18 protein-coding genes are annotated in these 18,306 nt (G+C 61.4%); 12 read left to right on the top strand and 6 right to left on the bottom strand.

The features are described 5' to 3' along the window. Positions 1-188 precede the first annotated feature (188 nt). Complete coding sequence (locus HWX91_RS10315) at positions 189-506, top strand: DUF4148 domain-containing protein (RefSeq protein ID WP_028198300.1); 318 nt, start codon at positions 189-191, stop codon at positions 504-506. Between the two features lie 157 nt (positions 507-663). Here the strand turns inward: HWX91_RS10315 and HWX91_RS10310 are convergent, their stop codons facing one another. Together HWX91_RS10310 and HWX91_RS10305 are read right to left on the bottom strand one after the other, a co-directional pair. Further along, positions 664-1,434 (bottom strand): DUF2968 domain-containing protein, encoded by a 771-nt coding sequence (locus tag HWX91_RS10310; RefSeq protein WP_028198299.1) that lies wholly within the window; start codon positions 1,432-1,434, stop codon positions 664-666. A gap of 174 nt (positions 1,435-1,608) precedes the next feature. After that, entirely contained in the window at positions 1,609-1,929 is a 321-nt protein-coding gene (locus HWX91_RS10305; RefSeq protein WP_028198298.1) for a hypothetical protein, read from the bottom strand. 249 nt (positions 1,930-2,178) lie between these two features. On the opposite strand from HWX91_RS10305, the gene HWX91_RS10300 reads away from it, so the two are divergent. From HWX91_RS10300 to ltaE, 3 genes are all read left to right on the top strand, one after another. Beyond that, positions 2,179-2,490, top strand: a complete 312-nt coding sequence (locus HWX91_RS10300) for a cupin domain-containing protein (protein ID WP_028198297.1) — start codon at positions 2,179-2,181, stop codon at positions 2,488-2,490. A 147-nt stretch (positions 2,491-2,637) separates the two neighbouring features. Then, complete coding sequence (locus tag HWX91_RS10295; protein ID WP_028198296.1) at positions 2,638-3,411, top strand: peptidoglycan DD-metalloendopeptidase family protein; 774 nt, start codon at positions 2,638-2,640, stop codon at positions 3,409-3,411. Positions 3,412-3,464: 53 nt separating this feature from the next. Further along, on the top strand, positions 3,465-4,472 hold the full coding sequence (ltaE, locus tag HWX91_RS10290) for a low-specificity L-threonine aldolase (protein WP_028198295.1): 1,008 nt from the start codon (positions 3,465-3,467) through the stop codon (positions 4,470-4,472). Positions 4,473-4,559: 87 nt separating this feature from the next. On the opposite strand, the gene HWX91_RS10285 is transcribed toward ltaE, so the two are convergent. Continuing rightward, complete coding sequence (locus HWX91_RS10285) at positions 4,560-5,927, bottom strand: MFS transporter (protein WP_028198294.1); 1,368 nt, start codon at positions 5,925-5,927, stop codon at positions 4,560-4,562. A gap of 761 nt (positions 5,928-6,688) precedes the next feature. Here HWX91_RS10285 and HWX91_RS10280 point away from each other — a divergent pair. Then, positions 6,689-9,142 (top strand): glycogen/starch/alpha-glucan phosphorylase, encoded by a 2,454-nt coding sequence (locus HWX91_RS10280; protein WP_028198293.1) that lies wholly within the window; start codon positions 6,689-6,691, stop codon positions 9,140-9,142. Positions 9,143-9,225: 83 nt separating this feature from the next. Here the strand turns inward: HWX91_RS10280 and HWX91_RS10275 are convergent, their stop codons facing one another. From HWX91_RS10275 to HWX91_RS10265, 3 genes are all read right to left on the bottom strand, one after another. Beyond that, positions 9,226-10,329 (bottom strand): hypothetical protein, encoded by a 1,104-nt coding sequence (locus HWX91_RS10275; protein ID WP_028198292.1) that lies wholly within the window; start codon positions 10,327-10,329, stop codon positions 9,226-9,228. Positions 10,330-10,591: 262 nt separating this feature from the next. Beyond that, positions 10,592-10,945 carry a hypothetical protein gene (locus HWX91_RS10270; protein WP_028198291.1) on the bottom strand — a complete coding sequence of 118 codons (354 nt, stop codon included), beginning with the start codon at positions 10,943-10,945 and terminating at the stop codon, positions 10,592-10,594. A 142-nt stretch (positions 10,946-11,087) separates the two neighbouring features. Continuing rightward, positions 11,088-11,477 (bottom strand): DUF6232 family protein, encoded by a 390-nt coding sequence (locus tag HWX91_RS10265; protein ID WP_028198290.1) that lies wholly within the window; start codon positions 11,475-11,477, stop codon positions 11,088-11,090. Between the two features lie 664 nt (positions 11,478-12,141). On the opposite strand from HWX91_RS10265, the gene HWX91_RS10260 reads away from it, so the two are divergent. The 7 genes from HWX91_RS10260 (at position 12,142) to HWX91_RS10230 (ending at position 18,304) form a co-directional block, all read left to right on the top strand. Then, positions 12,142-12,528 (top strand): ester cyclase, encoded by a 387-nt coding sequence (locus tag HWX91_RS10260; RefSeq protein ID WP_028198289.1) that lies wholly within the window; start codon positions 12,142-12,144, stop codon positions 12,526-12,528. Between the two features lie 196 nt (positions 12,529-12,724). Then, positions 12,725-13,462 (top strand): GntR family transcriptional regulator, encoded by a 738-nt coding sequence (locus HWX91_RS10255; protein ID WP_025495944.1) that lies wholly within the window; start codon positions 12,725-12,727, stop codon positions 13,460-13,462. Between the two features lie 266 nt (positions 13,463-13,728). Beyond that, a complete protein-coding gene (locus HWX91_RS10250) occupies positions 13,729-14,619 on the top strand; it encodes a substrate-binding domain-containing protein (RefSeq protein ID WP_235430047.1) in 891 nt (296 codons plus the stop codon). 67 nt (positions 14,620-14,686) lie between these two features. Further along, positions 14,687-15,655 carry a tripartite tricarboxylate transporter substrate binding protein gene (locus HWX91_RS10245; protein WP_244144038.1) on the top strand — a complete coding sequence of 323 codons (969 nt, stop codon included), beginning with the start codon at positions 14,687-14,689 and terminating at the stop codon, positions 15,653-15,655. Positions 15,656-15,700: 45 nt separating this feature from the next. After that, the gene (locus tag HWX91_RS10240) at positions 15,701-16,081 is read left to right on the top strand and encodes a VOC family protein (protein WP_025495947.1); all 381 of its coding nucleotides are present in this window, start codon (positions 15,701-15,703) and stop codon (positions 16,079-16,081) included. 144 nt (positions 16,082-16,225) lie between these two features. Further along, positions 16,226-16,747 carry a tripartite tricarboxylate transporter TctB family protein gene (locus HWX91_RS10235; RefSeq protein ID WP_025495948.1) on the top strand — a complete coding sequence of 174 codons (522 nt, stop codon included), beginning with the start codon at positions 16,226-16,228 and terminating at the stop codon, positions 16,745-16,747. A 12-nt stretch (positions 16,748-16,759) separates the two neighbouring features. Continuing rightward, on the top strand, positions 16,760-18,304 hold the full coding sequence (locus HWX91_RS10230; protein WP_028198288.1) for a tripartite tricarboxylate transporter permease: 1,545 nt from the start codon (positions 16,760-16,762) through the stop codon (positions 18,302-18,304). The last annotated feature ends 2 nt before the right edge of the window (positions 18,305-18,306 follow it).

The following is an 18,306-nucleotide window of genomic DNA, read 5'->3' as shown; positions in this document are numbered from 1 at the left end:
ATTATTGTTGAAAGCTATCGGACTGATAGCGCGGCGGTACGTCGGGCCGGTTACTGTTTCGAAAATCGCAATAGAGTTTCGTCGTTTTAGGGGTTTCCCCTACATGTCAACGCTCCTAAACTTCTACTTAAGCGCTACGGACAACAGGTCCCAAGGCGCATTAACTACAAGTTCTGGAGGTTTACATCATGAAGTCCCTTATCTCTGCTGTTGTCGTTGCCGCCGCTCTGGTTGCGCCTGTTGCCTCGTTTGCCCAATCGAACCAACCCCTGACGCGCGCTGAAGTCCGCGCTCAACTGGTGCAACTGGAAAAGGCCGGTTACAACCCGATCGGCGACCATGTCGACTACCCGGCTAACCTGCAAGCCGCACAAGCACGTGTCGATGCTCAGAACGGCACCGCTCAAGCTGTGAACAGCGGCTACGGCGCACCGATGGCAGGCACCTCGCAAGCCGGCCGTCCGGTGAGCGGCAATGACCGCAACTCGGTCTACTTCGGCAACTAAATCGCGCTGAAGCTGATGCAAACGCCGCCAGGCTGATTGGCGGCGAGCAATGTAAAAAACGCCGCCCGGAATTGTCGGGCGGCGTTTTGTCGTTTACGGCACTGCTTCGCCGTTGGGTCTATCTCAGCTCGATCCCAGCTCAATCTCGGAGCAGGCATCACCGATTCGGCAAATGGGGAATCCCTTCGTTGCTGGTCAGATTGAGCTGGTGAATCTGCCGATGCGCCTTGTTCAGATGTGCCTGCGCGGCCACCCGTTGCGCTTCCAGTTGCGACACTTCCTTGCGCACCTGATGCTGCCGGTTCGACACGATCTGTTCCTGTGCGCCGCGCCGTTGCAGATCCGAGCGCAACCGTTCGGCCTGTGCCTCGGAGCGGGCGATCATGCGCGCCAACTGCTCGTTTTGCGCCTCGAGTTGCGCGCGGCGCGTCTCGCCATCCGAAAGCCGGGTTGCCTGTTCCTCGAAATGATGAAAGGCGGTTTCCGCAGCTTCGAGGTCGGCGGCTTTGAGTGCGCGCCACAACGAGCCGTCCTGATACAGCGCGACGTAGTACGTCAATTCCTTTGCGTGGAACAACAGGCTCACCGAATAGGCGAAGCTGCGAAATACGCGAAACGGCGTCAGCGCCTCTTCTTCGGCGAGCCATTCGACTTCGGCGGTGTCGGCCATCTGCACGCCGCGCGCGCTGACTTGCGAGGGCACCACCGGCACCGGCCGTAACGTCGTCACCGGCCGCGCCGGCTCCGCAGCCGGGGCAACCGCGGGTGAGCCGGCCGCGGAGCCAGCGGGAGCGACGCCGGCCGCCGCGGCTAGCGCGGCCTCCTCACTGTCGTCGGGCGATACGGAATCGGCGCTGTTCTCTCGTGAGACCTGCACGAGATGCGATGGGCCTGCCAGCACGCTACGGCGGTTCAGGAGACTTTTCACGGCGTTCCTCCGGTTGACTCGCCCGAAACCTTCGGATGGCGCCGACGCTCAGGTATGCCGGGCGATCAGGCGGTTCGGGCGGTGAGCGAAAACTGGCGGACCGTCGGCGCATGGGGAGCGCCGGGGTGCGCGTCGGTGCGCGGGGGTGCTGATGGGTTGTCCGCGAGCGCAGCTTTAATGCAGGGTGCGATGCCGTCGGCCGATTTCGTCGAACAGCGCGCGGCTGGGTTCCAGCGCAAGCAACCAGGATTCGTCGTAACCGCTGAGATTGTCGAGCGCCTCGCGCAGCCGTTCGATGGCCAGAGCCGGAATCTCAACGCTGGCTTCGACGCCACTGGACAATCCCGCGATGCTGGCCAGTTGAACCAATGCGTCGGCGGCCTCGGCGACGTCTGCCGCGAAAACCAGATGCGTGTTCAGCAATTCGACCAAACCGGGCGACGCCGCAATGTCGTCGACGTTGAGCTGCACGGCCAGAAACGTGGCTTTGTTCATCCCCAACTCCTCGCTGAATTCAGGCGTTTTGCTTACGGCGCGTTGCGGCAGCATGACTGAGTATAGGCGAGGGCTGAAAGGATTCAATAATCACACTAATGCTCCTGGGCGGCCGCATGTCGGCGGCCATGCTTGCCGCAGCACCTATAATGGGGCCAGTCGAAGCGCGCGATCCTGCCGGGCCGGGCACGCCGGTATGCAGCACGGATAACGTGCCGGCAGCGTAAGTTTCTCAACCAGCTATCCGCCATGAAGATCATCCGCAGCAAGAGCTTCACCGCGACGCGTCCCTGGGGCGCGCTCGATATCGCCAATATGCGCGGCATCACAACGCGTCTGCATTGGACCGATCAGCCTTACAAGTGGCATGTCAACGACGGCGAGGAGGTGTTCGCCGTGCTCGATGGCCGCGTGGAGATGCGCTATCGCGAGGGCGGGGTCGAGCAGTCGGCGATTCTGGAAACAGGCGACGTGTTCTACGCGTCGGTGGGCACCGAACATGTCGCGCATCCCATTGGCGTGGCGCGCATTCTGGTGGTCGAGGCCGAGGGCAGCGTCTGAGGGACGTCTCACCCATGCCCATGGCGGAGCCTTAGCCGGCGCACACGGCGGCATAATGGACAGTCGCCGTGACGCCCGCACCGTGCGGCACGGCAAATGCTTCGGGCTGATCGAATCCGGTTGAATCAAAATGTCGAGGAAAATCACATGACAAGACAATGGCAATTCACGGCGACCCGGTTGCTGATCGCGGCGACCCTCGGCGTACTGATCAGCGGCTGTACGACGATGCCGTGGGAAAGCACGCCGTTCTACAGCAGCGCGCCGTCGCGGCCGACCACGCTTGCCACGGTCCCGGTGCCGGCCGGTTACTACCGCGTCAATCCAGGCGACTCGCTGGCGGCCATTGCGTCAGCATACGGCCGTAAGCCGCAGGAGATTGCGGCGTGGAACGGTCTCGCAGCGAATTCGCCGGTCAATCCCGGACAAGTTCTGCGGGTAGCTCCGCCGATGGCGTCGGGTAGTGTCGTGACACCGCCGGTCAATGTTGCCGGTCAGAATAGTGCGACCGCGACACCGGGTGCGCCCGGCGAAGCCGACGTCGCGCAGCAAGGCGTGCTGCAATGGCCGTTGCGCGGTCCCATACTGAAAGCCTTTGCGCCGGGCAAGTCGAACGGCATCGTGATCGGCGGCCATCCGGGCGACCCGGTCAAGGCGGCCGCGACCGGCCGGGTGGTGTATGCCGGTACGGGGATCGAAGCGTACGGCCCGCTTATCATCATCAAGCACGACGACTCGCTGATTACCGCCTACGGACAGAACAGTACACTGCTGGTCAAGGAAGGCGACGCTGTCGCGCAAGGGCAGACCATTGGCGAAGTCGGCGTGGATAGCCGGGGCGTGGCGTCGATCCAGTTCGAAGTGCGCCATAACGGCCAGCCGGTCGATCCGCTTGCCTGGCTGCCGAAGTCGGGCGGATAAGCTAATTTTTTGATACAAACTCGGGACACCTCGGGACACACAAGGCTCTCACCATGATCGATTTGCGCAGCGATACCGTAACCCGTCCCACCCCGGCCATGCTCGCGGCGATGTCGGCCGCCGAAGTGGGCGACGACGTCTGGGGCGACGACCCCACCGTGCTGCGTTTGCAGGCAACGGTCGCGGAGCGCGCCGGCAAGGAAGCCGGCCTGTTCTTCCCGAGCGGCACGCAAAGCAATCTGGCTGCGTTGATGGCGCATTGTGCGCGTGGCGACGAATACATCGTCGGCCAGTTGGCACACACCTATAAGTACGAAGGCGGCGGCGCGGCGGTGCTGGGCAGCATCCAGCCGCAGCCGCTCGAAAATGCCGCCGACGGGTCGATCCCGCTCGAGAAGATCGTCGCGGCGATCAAACCGATCGACAACCACTTCGCGCGCACGCGGCTGCTGGCGCTGGAAAACACCATTGGCGGCAAGGTGCTGCCGGCGGGTTACGTCGACGAGGCGGTGCAGTTGGCGCGTCAGCGCGGCTTGTCGGCTCACCTGGACGGCGCCCGGGTCTACAACGCGGCAGTTGCGTCGGGCAAGCCGGTCGCGGCGCTGTGCGCACCGTTCGATTCGATCTCGATCTGTTTCTCGAAGGGGCTGGGCGCGCCGGTCGGCTCGGTGCTGGTCGGCAGCCAGGCGCTGATCGAGGTGGCGCATCGCTGGCGCAAGGTGCTGGGCGGCGGCATGCGTCAGGCCGGCGTGCTGGCGGCGGCTTGCCTGTACGCGCTGGACCACAACGTCGAGCGTCTCGCCGACGATCACGCGAACGCCGCGCATCTGGCGGCCGGTCTGGAAGCGATCGACCACGTCAAGGTGCAGTCGATCGCGACCAACATGGTGTTCGCGCAGTTTCCGCAGCAGGATTGCGCGCCGCTCGAGGCGTGGCTCAAGGAGCGCGGCATCCTCACGCAGATGCTCTACGCGTCGCGTTTCGTCACGCACAAAGATGTGTCGCGCGCGGATATCGATACCTTTATTGCCGCCGTGAAGGGGTACTTCGCCGCGCGCTGAGCGGTTGCTCAGGCAGAGGCAGGTAGCTGAAAAAACGGGCGCGCTGCCACCGCAGCGCGCCCGTTCTGCTTAGTCCGCCGAGTCCACCTAATCCGCCGACGCCTTTGCATGCACGCCCGCGCGATGCGACGGCGCGAACAGCCGCAGCCCGCTCGCGAGGCTCGCCGCGCCGGCGAAGAAGGCGCCGGTACTGAGCGCGAGCGTCGGTCCATGCCGGCCCGCAATGCCGAAGCTCAGCGCGACCAGCGCGGCGCCGGTAGTTTGCCCAAGCAGCCGCGCGGTCGCGACGATGCCGCTGGCGCCGCCGCTGCGCTCGGGCGGGGCGCTCGCCATCAATGCCTTCAGGTTAGGCGACTGGAAGAAGCCGAAGCCCGCGCCGCAAATCGCCATGCGAATGCCGATGTCGAGCACGTGCGGATGCACCGGCAGCAAGGCCAGCGACGCCATCCCCGCCGACATCACCGCGAGGCCGATCGCGCCGAGCAAGCCCGGCGGGTAGCGGTCGGACAGACTGCCCGCCAGCGGCGCGGCCAATGCCACCACCACCGGCCACGGCGTCATCAGAAAGCCGGTCTCGACCTGGCTGCGATGCAGCACGTCCTCGAAATAGAAAGGTAGCGACACGAACGCCAGCCCTTGCGCGGCGAACGAACACACCGCGGTCACCGCCGACAACGCAAACACCGGCCGCTTGAATAGATCGACCGGCAGCATCGGCGCAGGGTGACCCGCTTCGCGACGAATCAGCAGCACACCGAACACCACGGCGATCGCCGCGGCGCTCAGCACCAGTTGCGTCGACGCGCGCTGGGCCGCTTCGCCAAGCGCGAAGATCAGTGCCGCGAAAGTGATGACGTTGAGGAGCGCCGCAACCGGATCGAAGTTGTGGGTGCCGCGCTCGGTGTGCGGCAGCGCGGGCCACGCGAAGGCCAGAGCCAGCAGGCCGAGCGGCACGTTGACCGCGAACAGCCACGGCCATGCGGCCACCGACAGAATCAGCGACGCCACCGTCGGCCCGACTGCGAACGACACGCCGACGATCAACGCATTGGTGCCGAGACCCCGTCCGAGCCGATGCGGCGGATATAGATAGCGGATCAACGCCGTGTTTACGCTCATGATCGCGCTTGCGCCGAGACCTTGCAGCACGCGCGCGGCGGCCAGCATCGGCAGCGTCGAGGCGAGCGAGCACGCGAGCGATGCCAGTGTGAACAGCGCAATGCCGCCGATATAAATCCTGCGATGCCCGACGATGTCGCCGAGTGCGGCGAGCGGCAGCAGTGTCGCGACCATCGCGAGCTGGTAGGCGTTGATGATCCACACGGACGCCGCGGGCTGCGCATGCAGATCCGTGGCAATGGCGGGCAGGGCGGTATTGGCGATCGCGGTATCGAGCGTGGCGAGCGCGACCGCGAGCATGATCGCAGCCATCGCGCGGCGGTTGGCCGCGCTCATCGGACCGTCTGCCGGCAAGGTCTGGTCAAGTGTCGCGCTGCGGGCAGTGCTGGGTTTGTCGGACAAGGCGTGGCTCGTCGGGTTAGGCATGGCGCAGCACCGGGCGCGTCCGAAGGACAGCGCGGCGCGCCAGTGGCAGGGTTGCATGGAATGAAGCGCGCAGAGGCCGAGTGCAGTGTTCCAGGCGGCTCGCGCGGCGAATGAAGCGATTGTTACAGAGACGCGGAAATCGTGCTGGGAGCCTGGCGGGGCGGAGGCGCTTTGTAAGCTGCCTATGACGCAGCGAAACTGCAGCTAACACGCAACTAACGGTCACCCCGGCCTCGCGTCTTCGAACTGACGCGCGTTTCACCTTGTCACACCTCACTTCACATAACCGTTCAGCAGACGAGGTGCTCCGATTTGACCACGCATCGAATCAGTCAACGCATTCATCGGCCAGTCACACATCGAAAAAATAATCGTGCATGCTTCTGCGACGCAGGGGGCCTTCACCCCTCGCCATCGCCTGCCTGTTTTGCGGGCCGATGCACGCGCGCAGTGCCGCGTGCGGGCGGTTTGCACCGCGTCCGTGCGCAAAATCCGTGAAGCGCCACCTTCCAGTAGGCATGGCATGTGCGTGAACCCCCGCTCTGGCTCGCCGATGTTCACGGGCCGTAAAATGTCCTACTCTGCTTATTAACCCGCCAGACCGGCACGCGCCTCCCGTCCGTCATCCATGCGGTTTGCGTAGGTCGTGTCGCTATTTCCCGGAGGCTTCGATGACAGCCGTCGATCTGGAATTCGACCAGCTCAACAGTACCGTCGACGCGCTACGGCGCTCAATTTCCAATCGCATGATGTACGGTGTCGGCAAGGACGCCGTTACCGCTCACCCGCATGACTGGCTGCACGCCGCCGCACTCGCCGTGCGCGACCGGCTGGTCGCGCGCTGGATGAAGACCACGCGCCTGCAATATGAACAGGACGTCAAGCGCGTCTATTACCTGTCGATGGAGTTCCTGATCGGCCGAACGTTTACGAACGCGTTACTCGCGCTCGGCATTCACGATCAGATGAAGGAAGCGCTCGCGAGTCTCGGCGTCGACATGGAGATGCTGGTCAACATCGAGCCGGACGCTGCCCTCGGCAACGGTGGCCTCGGGCGGCTCGCGGCCTGTTTTCTCGATTCGATGGCGACGCTCGGCATTCCGGGTTTCGGTTACGGCATCCGTTACGAATACGGCATGTTCCGCCAGGAGATCGTCAACGGCGAGCAGGTGGAGGCGCCGGACTACTGGCTGCGGGCGGGCAATCCGTGGGAGTTTCCGCGGCCTGAGATCAAGTACATGGTGCACTTCGGCGGACGTACCGTGCAGCGCGGCGAGCATGTCGAATGGATCGACACCGAGCATGTGAATGCCACGGCCTACGACACGGTGATCCCCGGTTACGCGACCAGTGCAACGAACACGCTGCGCCTGTGGTCCGCGCGTGCCACCGAAGAGCTCGACCTGGGTGCATTCAATCGTGGCGACTACCGCAACGCGGTCGACACCAAGAACATGTCTGAGAACGTCTCACGGCTGCTCTATCCGGACGATTCGACACCGGCCGGCCGCGAGTTGCGGCTTCGTCAGGAATACTTCTTTGTTTCCGCGACGATGCAGGATCTGATTCGCCGCTATCAGCGCACGCACAGCACGTTCGGGCGTTTCTCCGAAAAAGTCGCGGTGCATCTGAACGATACGCACCCGGTGCTGGCGATTCCGGAGCTCATGCGTTTGCTGGTGGACGTTCACCATCAGCCATGGGACAAGGCATGGCAGCACGTTACGAAAATTTTCTCGTACACGAATCACACCTTGATGCCCGAAGCGCTGGAAACGTGGGACGTCGAGATGCTTGCGCGGCTTTTGCCGCGTCATCTGGAGATCATCTTCGAGATCAATGCGGGATTTCTCAAGCATGTCAGCGAGCAATCGGGACATGACGGCGAGATGATCCGCCGCATTTCGCTGGTCGACGAATATGGCCAACGGCGTGTGCGGATGGCGTATCTGGCGATTGTCGCGAGTCACAAGGTGAATGGCGTATCGAAATTGCATTCGCAACTGATGACGCGCGATATCTTCGCCGACTTCGCGCGCATCTATCCGGACCGTTTCACCAACGTCACCAACGGCATCACGCCGCGGCGCTGGCTGGCGCAGGCGAATCCGTCACTGTCATCGCTGATCGATCAGCAGATAGGCAAGGATTGGCGCAGCAATCTGCTCGAGCTGGACCAACTGCGCACGCTGCGCAACGACAGCGCGTTTATCGACGCTTTCCGCGAAGCCAAACGGCAGAACAAACTGCGGCTCGTGCAGCGGCTCGCGCATCACACGAAGCTGCATTTCGATCCCGATGCGTTGTTCGATCTGCAGGTCAAGCGCATTCACGAATACAAGCGGCAGTTGCTGAACGTGCTGCACGTGATCGTCCGCTACAACCAGATTCGTGCGAATCCGGAGCGCGATTGGGTGCCGCGCGTGGTGCTGTTTGCCGGCAAGGCCGCTTCCGCCTATCGCATGGCGAAGACGATCATCAAGCTGATCGGCGACGTCAGCGAGAAGGTCAATCACGATCCGTTGATCGGCGATCGTCTGAAGGTGGTGTTTGTGCCGAACTACGGCGTGAGCGTGGCTGAGTTGATCATTCCGGCGGCCGATCTGTCGGAGCAGATTTCGATGGCCGGCACCGAAGCCTCGGGAACCGGCAACATGAAGCTCGCGCTGAACGGCGCGTTGACAATCGGCACGATGGACGGCGCCAACATCGAGATCTGCGACGCCGTAGGGCGCGACAACATCTTTATCTTCGGCCATACCGCTGACGAAGTGGACAGCCTGCGCGCCACCGGCTACCGGCCGCGACAACTATACGAGGAGAATCCGGAACTGCGCATGGCGCTCGACCAGATTCGCACGGGCTTCTTCTCGCCGGACGATCCACTGCGCTTCTCGGATATCTTTCACACGTTGGTGGATTGGGGTGACCACTATATGGTGCTTGCCGATTTCGCCGCGTTTGCGAAAGCACAGGACGAAGTGGACGCGCGGTTCATTGACCGGCGCGCATGGGCCGAGAGCGCGATCGAGAATGTCGCGGGCATGGGGCAGTTTTCGTCGGATCGCACCATCGGCGAATATGCACGCAACATCTGGCACGTGAATCCGCTCAATATGGCGTGATACGAACGCGGTTGTGGTGCGTGTTTAAAAGAAAAAAGGCCGTGCGATTTTTTTCGCACGGCCTTTTTATCGAGCGATGAATCTCACGGGGCGAATCGTTCGCTTTGCTGGGCCGCATACAAACCGAGCTGCCGGTTCGCGAAGTCGAATAGAACATCGATATTTTGCATAGCCATCAAACCGACCACGATCCGGTTCGCATCCGGCTTCGCCTTGACGATCGTGACTTGCGCTTTTTCGTAACGATGCACCCATGAACCCGTGCCGATAGCCGCTTCATAGTTGCCCTGGTCGAGCACGCTGCCCGCTTCACCGTCGCCGGTCCAGTTGGGCGCTTTGTCGGTTTCGATGCGGATCATGCCCGTGCTGCCGGTGGCGAACACCAGCGGCGCGCAGAAGGTCATCTTGCCGCCTACGTTCACGCAGCCCCGCGGCCATTGCGCCGTACCGTCTTTCGAGACTGTCATCGGCGCCATCGTGTAGTCTTTGGTAAGCGTATTCGACGGGCTCAACACCATATACGGCTTCGCGAAGTTGGCGTGCACCAGATAGCGTTGACCGATGTTGCCGGGCAACGCGCGCAAGGGTTGAGTGCAGCAACTATCGTCCGGCTGCGCGGCGCCTACGCCGACGATGCCCGAAAACGCCCAGCCGAATTCGCCGGTGTAGCCATCCATCCCGGCGCATTTGCGAGCGTTCGGCAGGCAGCGCACGACGTCCACCGCCTGCGCGGCGATCAGCGCTGGCTTGGTGCCGGCCACGCTGAACGGCAGCTTGATGGACGAGCCGAGAATTTCCACGCCGTTCGCGAACGACAGCGAGCTCACCCCGCCGGCACTCGGATAGTTCGAACCGGGCAGCACCGATTTCAGCACCCGCGTGCCTTGCGTTCCGGTGTCGAGCGCCATGTACAACGCCTTGCCGTCGAGTTGGATCGGCAGGCCGAGACGCGCGTGATCTTCGTCCGCGCGCTCCACATGCAACGGAATCAGCATACCGTCGTTGCCGCCGTTGATCAGCGCGGCTTGAGCGGGCGGCGGTGTGGGGGTAGGGAAGGTGACGGAGCAGCCGGTCAGTGCGGCGAGCGCGCCCACTGCGATCAGCGCTGCTGCGGCTGAACGACGGAGTTGAGCAAGGAAATCAGAACCGGCATGCCGGCGTGCGGCATCGAGAGACGACAAGGACATAGGATCACGCTTTGCAAAAGGCGGGTCCCTGGCGAAGGCGATGCATGGTGAGCTGCGGGGTGGACAACTCGAACAGCACTGATGGCAATCTCACTGGATTGCCGTGGCGTGGGCGGGGAAACCGGGACGCTTGCGAGGGCCTGCGGGAGGGGACACGCGGTAACAGGAGCGGCGACTCTACATGGCCACTCGCGGGCAATTGCAAAGATGTGTAAAGATCTGCGGACGACTAGCCAGTCGTCCGTGCAAACTTTGATCTATGTCAAAAGACGCGCGGGCGGCGGATCACGGTGGCTTGCGCGCGACCGAGCGTGGCGCGATCGAGGGTGGCCGCCAGCAGGCCGATCACGTCGTCGAGCGAGCGCGAGGTGACTTCGACACGAAAAGTCACGCGCTCGTGCTGCCGATCGACGGTCACGATGTAGAGACGCAGATCGTCTCCGAGCGCGGCATGCAACGCGCGCCGTCCATTGGCCGACGAGGTGCCCGGCACGGTGACGTCGATGATGACGAGCGGCACGACGATATGCGTGCGGCGGGGAGTGTGTAATTCGCGCGGTGCACGGGGTGCGCGAGTGGTGGAGATTTCAGGCGTTGCTACTGACGTGAGCATCATGGTTGCGCCGATTCGGCGAGGCGGCGCGCGTTGTTGATACCCAACCACTCTAGCGGCGCGCACCTCAACGACGCGCAAAAGCTGCCGCGCCGCGAATCAAAATTGTGTTAACGCGCGCCGGCGTTCTGCGTGCGTCCGCGACTCAGGCCTTTGGCGCCGCAGCGGCTGCCTTCGCCTCGTGCACGGCCGCCGCAACGCGTTCGACGAACTCGCGGTCGATGCTCATAAGGGCTTCACGTTCTCCATTGCCGGTCTGCACCATCAACCGGTGCGTGACGTCCTGGGTTGCCCACGTGAGCCAGCCAACCACGATCAGCATCGTGCCGCACACCATGCCGACGGGCGAGCGCCATATGCCGCCGACAATCGCGCCCGCGAGTCCGAAGAGCGAGATCGTGTATGGCAGGACCTTGTTCTTCTGCACGGTGACGACCTGCACGTCGACAATGTCGCGTAGCGGAAAGACCTGGCCGGCCGATGAAAGTGCGTTACGCGTGACCGACACGCCGCGATCGTTGAAAGGGGTATCCATCGGGTCCAATGCAAGCGGTAGCAAAGGGCGCAGCGTACCAGACTTTGGCTGACTAATATTATGGATTTGAAGCCGGCCTGATGGGCGTCCGATTTCAAGAAATTGGCTGCCCGCATCGGGTCGGAATCGCCCCTTCAGATGCATATGTCGACATAGTGAACTAGACTTAACCGCAAGCCAGTCAATCCGCGCAATTTTGTAGAAGCGTTTCCCGAGTCCTTAGGTGTGTAAAGCGAAAGAAATGTGGAGGGAGTATGCGGTCTCTTATCGGATTGTTGGCTGTTTGCTTCATCAGTGCCGGCGCGTTGGCGGATGAGGGCGAGGCGCTAACGCGCGAGCAGGCGCTTTCTACGGTGCCGGGATCGACCATGAGTCGCATCGGGCAGAACGGTGGCGTTCGTGAATGGACCAATGGCGCGGACGGCACCGCGACAGTTAGCCGACTTCCAAAGCCCGGGTCGAAACAGGGAGTACGCAAAGCTGCGGCCCGTTGGTCGATTGCCGATGACGGGCGGTATTGTCTGGACGAAGACTGGTCTACGGAGCAGGGTGGACCGCTGCATTGGTGTTCACGCATTGCGCAGGACCCGGACGGGCGGTTGCGGTTACTCCACTGATCATGTACAGGGAACATCGCGTTCGCGGGCGTCGGCTGGAAATGACAATGGGTGAAGTCAATCTTTCGGAAGTGTACCGAGACTATATTGCCTGCCTGAACGCGCAGGACTGGTCGAAGCTCGGACGTTTTGTCAGCGACGACGTGAGATACAACGGGAAAACGATCGGCGCATCAGGGTATCGCGAGATGCTTGAAAGAGATTTCCGCGAAATTCCGGACTTGTTCTTCGAGATTGAACTCCTCGTTTGCGAGCCGCCGCACATTGCCAGCCGTTTGCATTTCGACTGTGCTCCCCTCGGTGCGTTTCTCGGACTTCCCGTGAACGGCAAACGGGTTGCGTTCGCCGAAAACGTCTTCAATAAGTTTCGCGGCGACAAGATTCAGGAAGTCTGGTCGGTCATCGATAAGGCTGCAATTGAAAAACAGCTGTAACGTCATGTAGACGCTGACGTCGGCACGAGTCAGCGCTCGTCTGTTGGGCGTTCAGCGCCGGATCGATGGAGCGACTAGCGGCGGAATAGGTATTCTCGACTGACGCATGTTCCTTCTGCTACGCGAGTCCCGGTGACAGCGGAATGAAAAAAATAAAATGTTGACATTTTTGTGGCGGCTCCCTAGACTGCATTTCATGGAAACCGACCACAATCCTGCCACCGTCTCTCTGGCTGACTTTCGGGCGAACACGCTGACCGGTGTCGTCCAGCACGAGATCGAGCGAATGATCCTGAGCGGTGAGCTCAAACCTGGACAACGGCTGAACGAAAAGGCTGTTGCCGACAAGCTTTCCGTAAGTCGCGGTCCTGTACGGGAAGCGTGTCGGTCGCTAGCCGAATTGGGACTCGTATACCTGATCCCGCAACGAGGCGTATTCATCCAGCGCGTAACGCGCGACGACGCGATCGAAGTCTACGATCTGCGCGCGGGGCTTACGGCATTGGCAGCGTCGTTACTTGCGCCGATTCTGACGCAAGAAATGGCAAATCAACTCGATGCGTATGTCGACCAGATGCAGGAAGCCGCGGAGAAAGGCGACTTCTCGCGCTTTGATCCGCTGAATCTGGAGTTCCATGATTACATGGTGCGCTCGACCGGCAATTCGCGGCTGACGAAGCTGTATCGCGGCTTCGTCAAGGAATTTCATCTGTTCCGCGTGCACGGACTGGTTCAGCGCGGTGCGCTGTTGCAGTCGAATGAAGAGCACCGCGAAATCGTCAGTGCCTTGAAGTCCGGGAATGCGACCCTGGGCTATGAAACGAGCTTCAGTCACGTGTCGAAAGGCAAGGAGCGGATGCTTATGGCGCTGGACGGAATGGCGACCGCCGGAGCGGATGGGGATCGCCGGGAAACCAGTAGCGCAACGCCTTGACGAAGTGGAGCGGTGCAAGTCGATAGTGATTCACAGGACCTGACGGATACATATGGCTGCTCTAGCAACGGTCAAGTGCAAGCGGATTAATTTGTACTCCATATTGGTAGTAGTGCAAAAAATACTTTGACGGCTGTGCTCGGGTTTCACATCAACCTACGGCAATTTTTCCTATGCTTGAACTATCACTGGCTTGCCAGGTTACCGATCGAACGCGCGCTCTGCTTGACGGAAAGGTCGTGATCGAAGGTTGCAAGATCAATTTTATGAGCGGCCCTGCTGAAGCGATTTTTCAGCGCGCATTTCGGCACGCCGAATTCGACATCTCCGAGTTATCGCTCGGCACGCATCTACTGACTACGGCGCGTGAAGAAAGCCGCTATATCGGTGTGCCAGTGTTTTTGTCGAGATCGTTTCGCCATTCAGCGATCTATGTGCGCACCGATCGCGGTATCGATTCTCCGCAAGCGCTCAAGGGCTGTCGCATCGGCGTGCCGGATTTCCAGCAAACTGCCGGAATCTGGGTGCGCGGCATGCTCGGTGACGAATACGGTGTTGATAGTCGCGATGTAAGCTGGATTGTCGGGGGGCTGGAACAGGCGGGCCGTGAGGCGCGTGTCCCGTACAGCGTGCCGGAAGATATCCGTATCGAGCCGATAGGCGCCGAGCAGACGCTCTCAGGAATGCTTGATGCCGGTGAGATCGATGCTGTAATCGCGCCGAAGCCGCCGTCGTGCTTCGGTCGCAACGAACGCGTACAGCGGCTCTTTCCAGACTTCAGGAGTGACGAGGAAGCGTGGTTCGGCAAGACAGGCCTTTTTCCGCCCATGCACATGCTCGGCATCCGTCGGACGTTAGTCGAGCAGCACCCATGGCTGCCGGTCAACGTATATGCGGCGTTCAGGAAGTCACGGGATCTGGCGTTGGCTGAACTTGCGGTCACCGACACGTTGCGCGTCATGCATCCGTGGATCACTTCCGAATTCGAGCGTGTGAAATCGGTGATGGGTAACGACTACTGGCGCTACGGCGTAAAGGAGAATCGCGCCGATCTCGATACATTGCAGCGTTACGCCAAAAGCGACGGTCTGATTCGCGAGGAGGTGCCGATGGAGCGGCTTTTCGCTGCCAGTACGTTTGACTCATTCAATTTCTAAGCGACTACAGAGCGCCAAAAAAACAGGAGACGATGTAATGAGAAGGAGACTTGGAAGAGCTGGCGTCATGTGGGGGGTCTGCGCGGCGCTGATCTCAATCTATGCCGCACATGTCCGCGCGGCTGACGCGTGGCAACCGCATCGGCCGATTGAGATTGTCGTGCCGAGCGCGCCAGGCGGTGGGCTCGATCTCGTAGCCCGCACGCTTCAGAGCGTCATCCAGCAGGAAAAGCTGTCGAGTAAACCGGTAACCGTCATGAACCGGCCAGGTGGCGGCGGCACGGTCAGCATCGCTTACATCAATTCACACGAAGGCGACGGCCATTACGTCTCCGTCCAGGCGCTGCCCCTGATCACGAACCGCATCACCGGACTGAGTACCGTCGGCATCGACGATGTAACGCCGCTGGCCGTGTTGGTCACGGAGCAGGTGGTGTTCTCAGCGCCCGGCGATTCGCCGATCAGGTCAGGCGCGGATCTGATCCAGATGCTGAAGAAGGACCCCTCGTCGGTCACGATGGGGGTGTCGAGTTCCCCGGGCGGGCAGAGCCACGACGCGGCGGCGCTTGTCGTCAAGAGCGTGGGTCAGGATCCGAAGAAGATGAAAGTCGTGTTCTTCGACTCGGGTGGCGAGGCAATGACCGCGCTGATGGGCGGGCACGTCACCGTCTCCGCGACTCCGGCTGGGGTTGTGCTCGGGCCGAGCCAGGCGGGCCGAGTGCGCCTGATTGCAATCTCCGGCGACAAACGGGAAGACGGCGCGCTGGCGATGGTGCCGACCTGGAAGGAGCAGGGCGCGAACGTCGCCTTCACGACGTGGCGCGTACTGGTCGGTCCGAAGAACATGACGCCCGCGGAGATTGCATGGTGGGATAACGTCCTTCAGAAAGCGACTGCGTCGCCGCTGTGGGCCGTGGCCGTCAAGCGTAATCTATGGACTGCAGACTATCAGAGCAGTACGCAGACACGAGCTTTCCTTCACGGCGAGCGTGATCGCCTCAGCCCGCTGCTGACCGATCTCGGCCTCGCCAAATAACGCGCTTTCCCTTAACCCGTAGCACCTACCGACATGGAGAACCATATGTCACGCATCGTTCACCTCGCAGTCAAGGTCGATGACCTCGAGGCGGCCACACGTTTCTACACGGAAGTATTTGGTTTCACGGAAGTGAAGACCGGGCGTAATCGCGAACACATCTCGCGCCACATGACCGACGGCCACATAGACTTCACCCTCATGAAGTACGACAGCGAGGATTCGCATGAGGCTCAACTAGCCGGAGCCGGTCCGCGTCTGCATCACTGGGGCGTCACAGTCGACGACCAGGAAGCTGCCGCTGAGCGGATCAAGCAATACGGCGGCGAAATTCTGTCCGCGAAGGGCGAGGGTGCGCTCAAGTTCCGCGCGCCGGACGGCACGATCGCTGAAGTCGTGAGGCCTGGCCGCTACAACGAAAAGTGAAGCGCCGGATATAAGGCGCGAATGGCACTGGCAGCACGCAGTGGATGACAGGTAATCTGCAGCGGCTTGCGCGGCCCCGCTTGCTATACGAACCGGCGGCGACTGCCTTTCTGGCTGTCGTGCCGGGATCGAATCGGAGGAGACATGAAAAGCATCAAGGGCGACGTGTGGCTCGCATTCTGCGTGATTACACTGGCCGTCGTCTATCTTTACATGGACATGCGATTGCCGGAGGTCAGACTGAGCGACCCGCTCGGCCCTAAGGCGTTTCCGGCACTTGTCGGTGTGGGGCTCATTGCGTCCGCACTAACGTTGCTGCTTGAAGGGCGTAACAGGCATCGCTCGCATTCGCATATCGATACGCCCGTGAGACCTGCGTCCGCAGCGTCTGCCGAAGTACAGCACGCTAGTAGTGCGCGTGAATCGAAAAATCATCCGCTCATCCTGATTGGAATGGTGGCATGGACGGCGCTTTACTACCTGGCTTTCGAACGCGTCGGATACCTCCTTGCTACGTCGATCTTCCTGTTCGGCCTGCTCATCTATTTCAATCGCAACCGTCTAAAGACGAATCTCGCGATCGCGCTGGGTGTTACGGTGTTTTTTGACCTGCTGTTTTCCCAGCTTCTCGGTGTTCCGATGCCGACGGGCTTCCTCCCTTTCTGAGGCGCTCGCATCATGGACAGTTTGCATGGCATTTTGCATGGACTCGCGGTCGCCGCGACGCCTATGCATCTTCTCTACACGCTCATAGGCGTATTCATCGGTACGATGATCAGCCATCTGCCGGGCATCGGCCCGTCTGCCGGCATCGCGCTGCTGATTCCGGTCACGTTCGGCATGGACCCGACCTCCGCGCTCATGATGCTCACCGGCATCTACTACGGCTGCATGTATGGCGGCGCGGTCACAGCCATTCTGTTAAATACGCCCGGCGACGCGGCCGCGGTGATGACTGTGCTCGACGGCTACCCGCTCGCCAGAAAGGGCCGCGCGGCTGCGACGCTGGCGATTGCGGCTGTCAGTTCGTTCATCGCGGGGATGATGGGCGTGACTGCGCTCTCGTTCGTTGCCGCCCCGCTTGCAGCCGTCGCGTTGCATTTTGGTCCTGCGGAGTACTTCGCGTTGATCTGTTTTGCGCTCTCGACCGTTGGCGCGCTGACTGGCGATTCACTAGCCAAGGGCATGATGGCGGTGTTCATGGGTCTCGGCCTGGCGACGGTCGGTATCGATCTGCAAAGCGGTGTACCGCGCTTCACGCTCGGTTTGACACAGTTGCAGGACCGCGTGAACTTCCTGGTCGTTGTGGTTGGCCTCTTTGCGATTTCGGAGGTCAGCCGGATGGTTGAAGGGACGCTCGGCGGTACGATGCATACGGTGCGGGTGGAAGGCAAGTTGTGGTTCACGCGCAAGGAGTGGCGCCGCGCTCGTCCGGCGATCTTCCGTGGCTCGATTGTGGGTTTCATCTGCGGTGCGGCGCCCGGACTCGGCGGCACGTTGGCGGCGATGCTCTCGTATGTGCTCGAGAAGAAAATCTCGAAGCATCCCGAGGAATTTGGTCAGGGCGCGATCGAAGGCGTCGCGGCGCCGGAGGCGGCGACCAATGCGGATACGTGTGGCGCATTCGTGCATCTGTTGGCCCTTGGCGTCCCCGGTTCCGGCGCGACCGCGGTGATCATGGGTGCGTTCATCATGTACGGTATCCAGCCCGGGCCGATGCTGTTTCATACCCAGCCGGATCTTGTGTGGGGACTGATAGCGAGCATGTATATCGGCAACATCATGCTGCTGGTACTCAATTTGCCACTCGTCGGGATCCTTTCGCGCATTCTGTATGTTCCGCCTGGCGTGCTTCTTTGTGTGATTTTGGTCATCGCTTCGGCTGGGGTTTACTCGTTCAACACTGATGTATTCGATCTGTTTCTCGCGCTTTTCTTTGGCATCGTCGGCTACGCGTTCCGCAAGTTCGACATCCCGAAGGCGCCGTTGCTGTTTGGCCTGATTCTCGGTCATACGCTTGAACAGTCGTTCCGTCAGGCGCTGACGATTTCAGGGGGCGATCCGAGCACGTTCGTACGCAGTCCCATCGCGGCCGGCCTGTTTGGTTGCGCGGCAATTAGCGTCATCGCATCGATCTGGAGCCGTCGTAAGCGGTCGACGAAGCTGCTGCATGAAGCTGAGGAGCAGATGGCGGAGCATCGACTCGCCAACGAGCGGCATTGAAT

This window comes from Paraburkholderia fungorum (genome assembly GCF_902833645.1).
Classification (GTDB): domain Bacteria; phylum Pseudomonadota; class Gammaproteobacteria; order Burkholderiales; family Burkholderiaceae; genus Paraburkholderia; species Paraburkholderia fungorum.
This window is presented reverse-complemented; position numbering and strand designations above follow the sequence as displayed.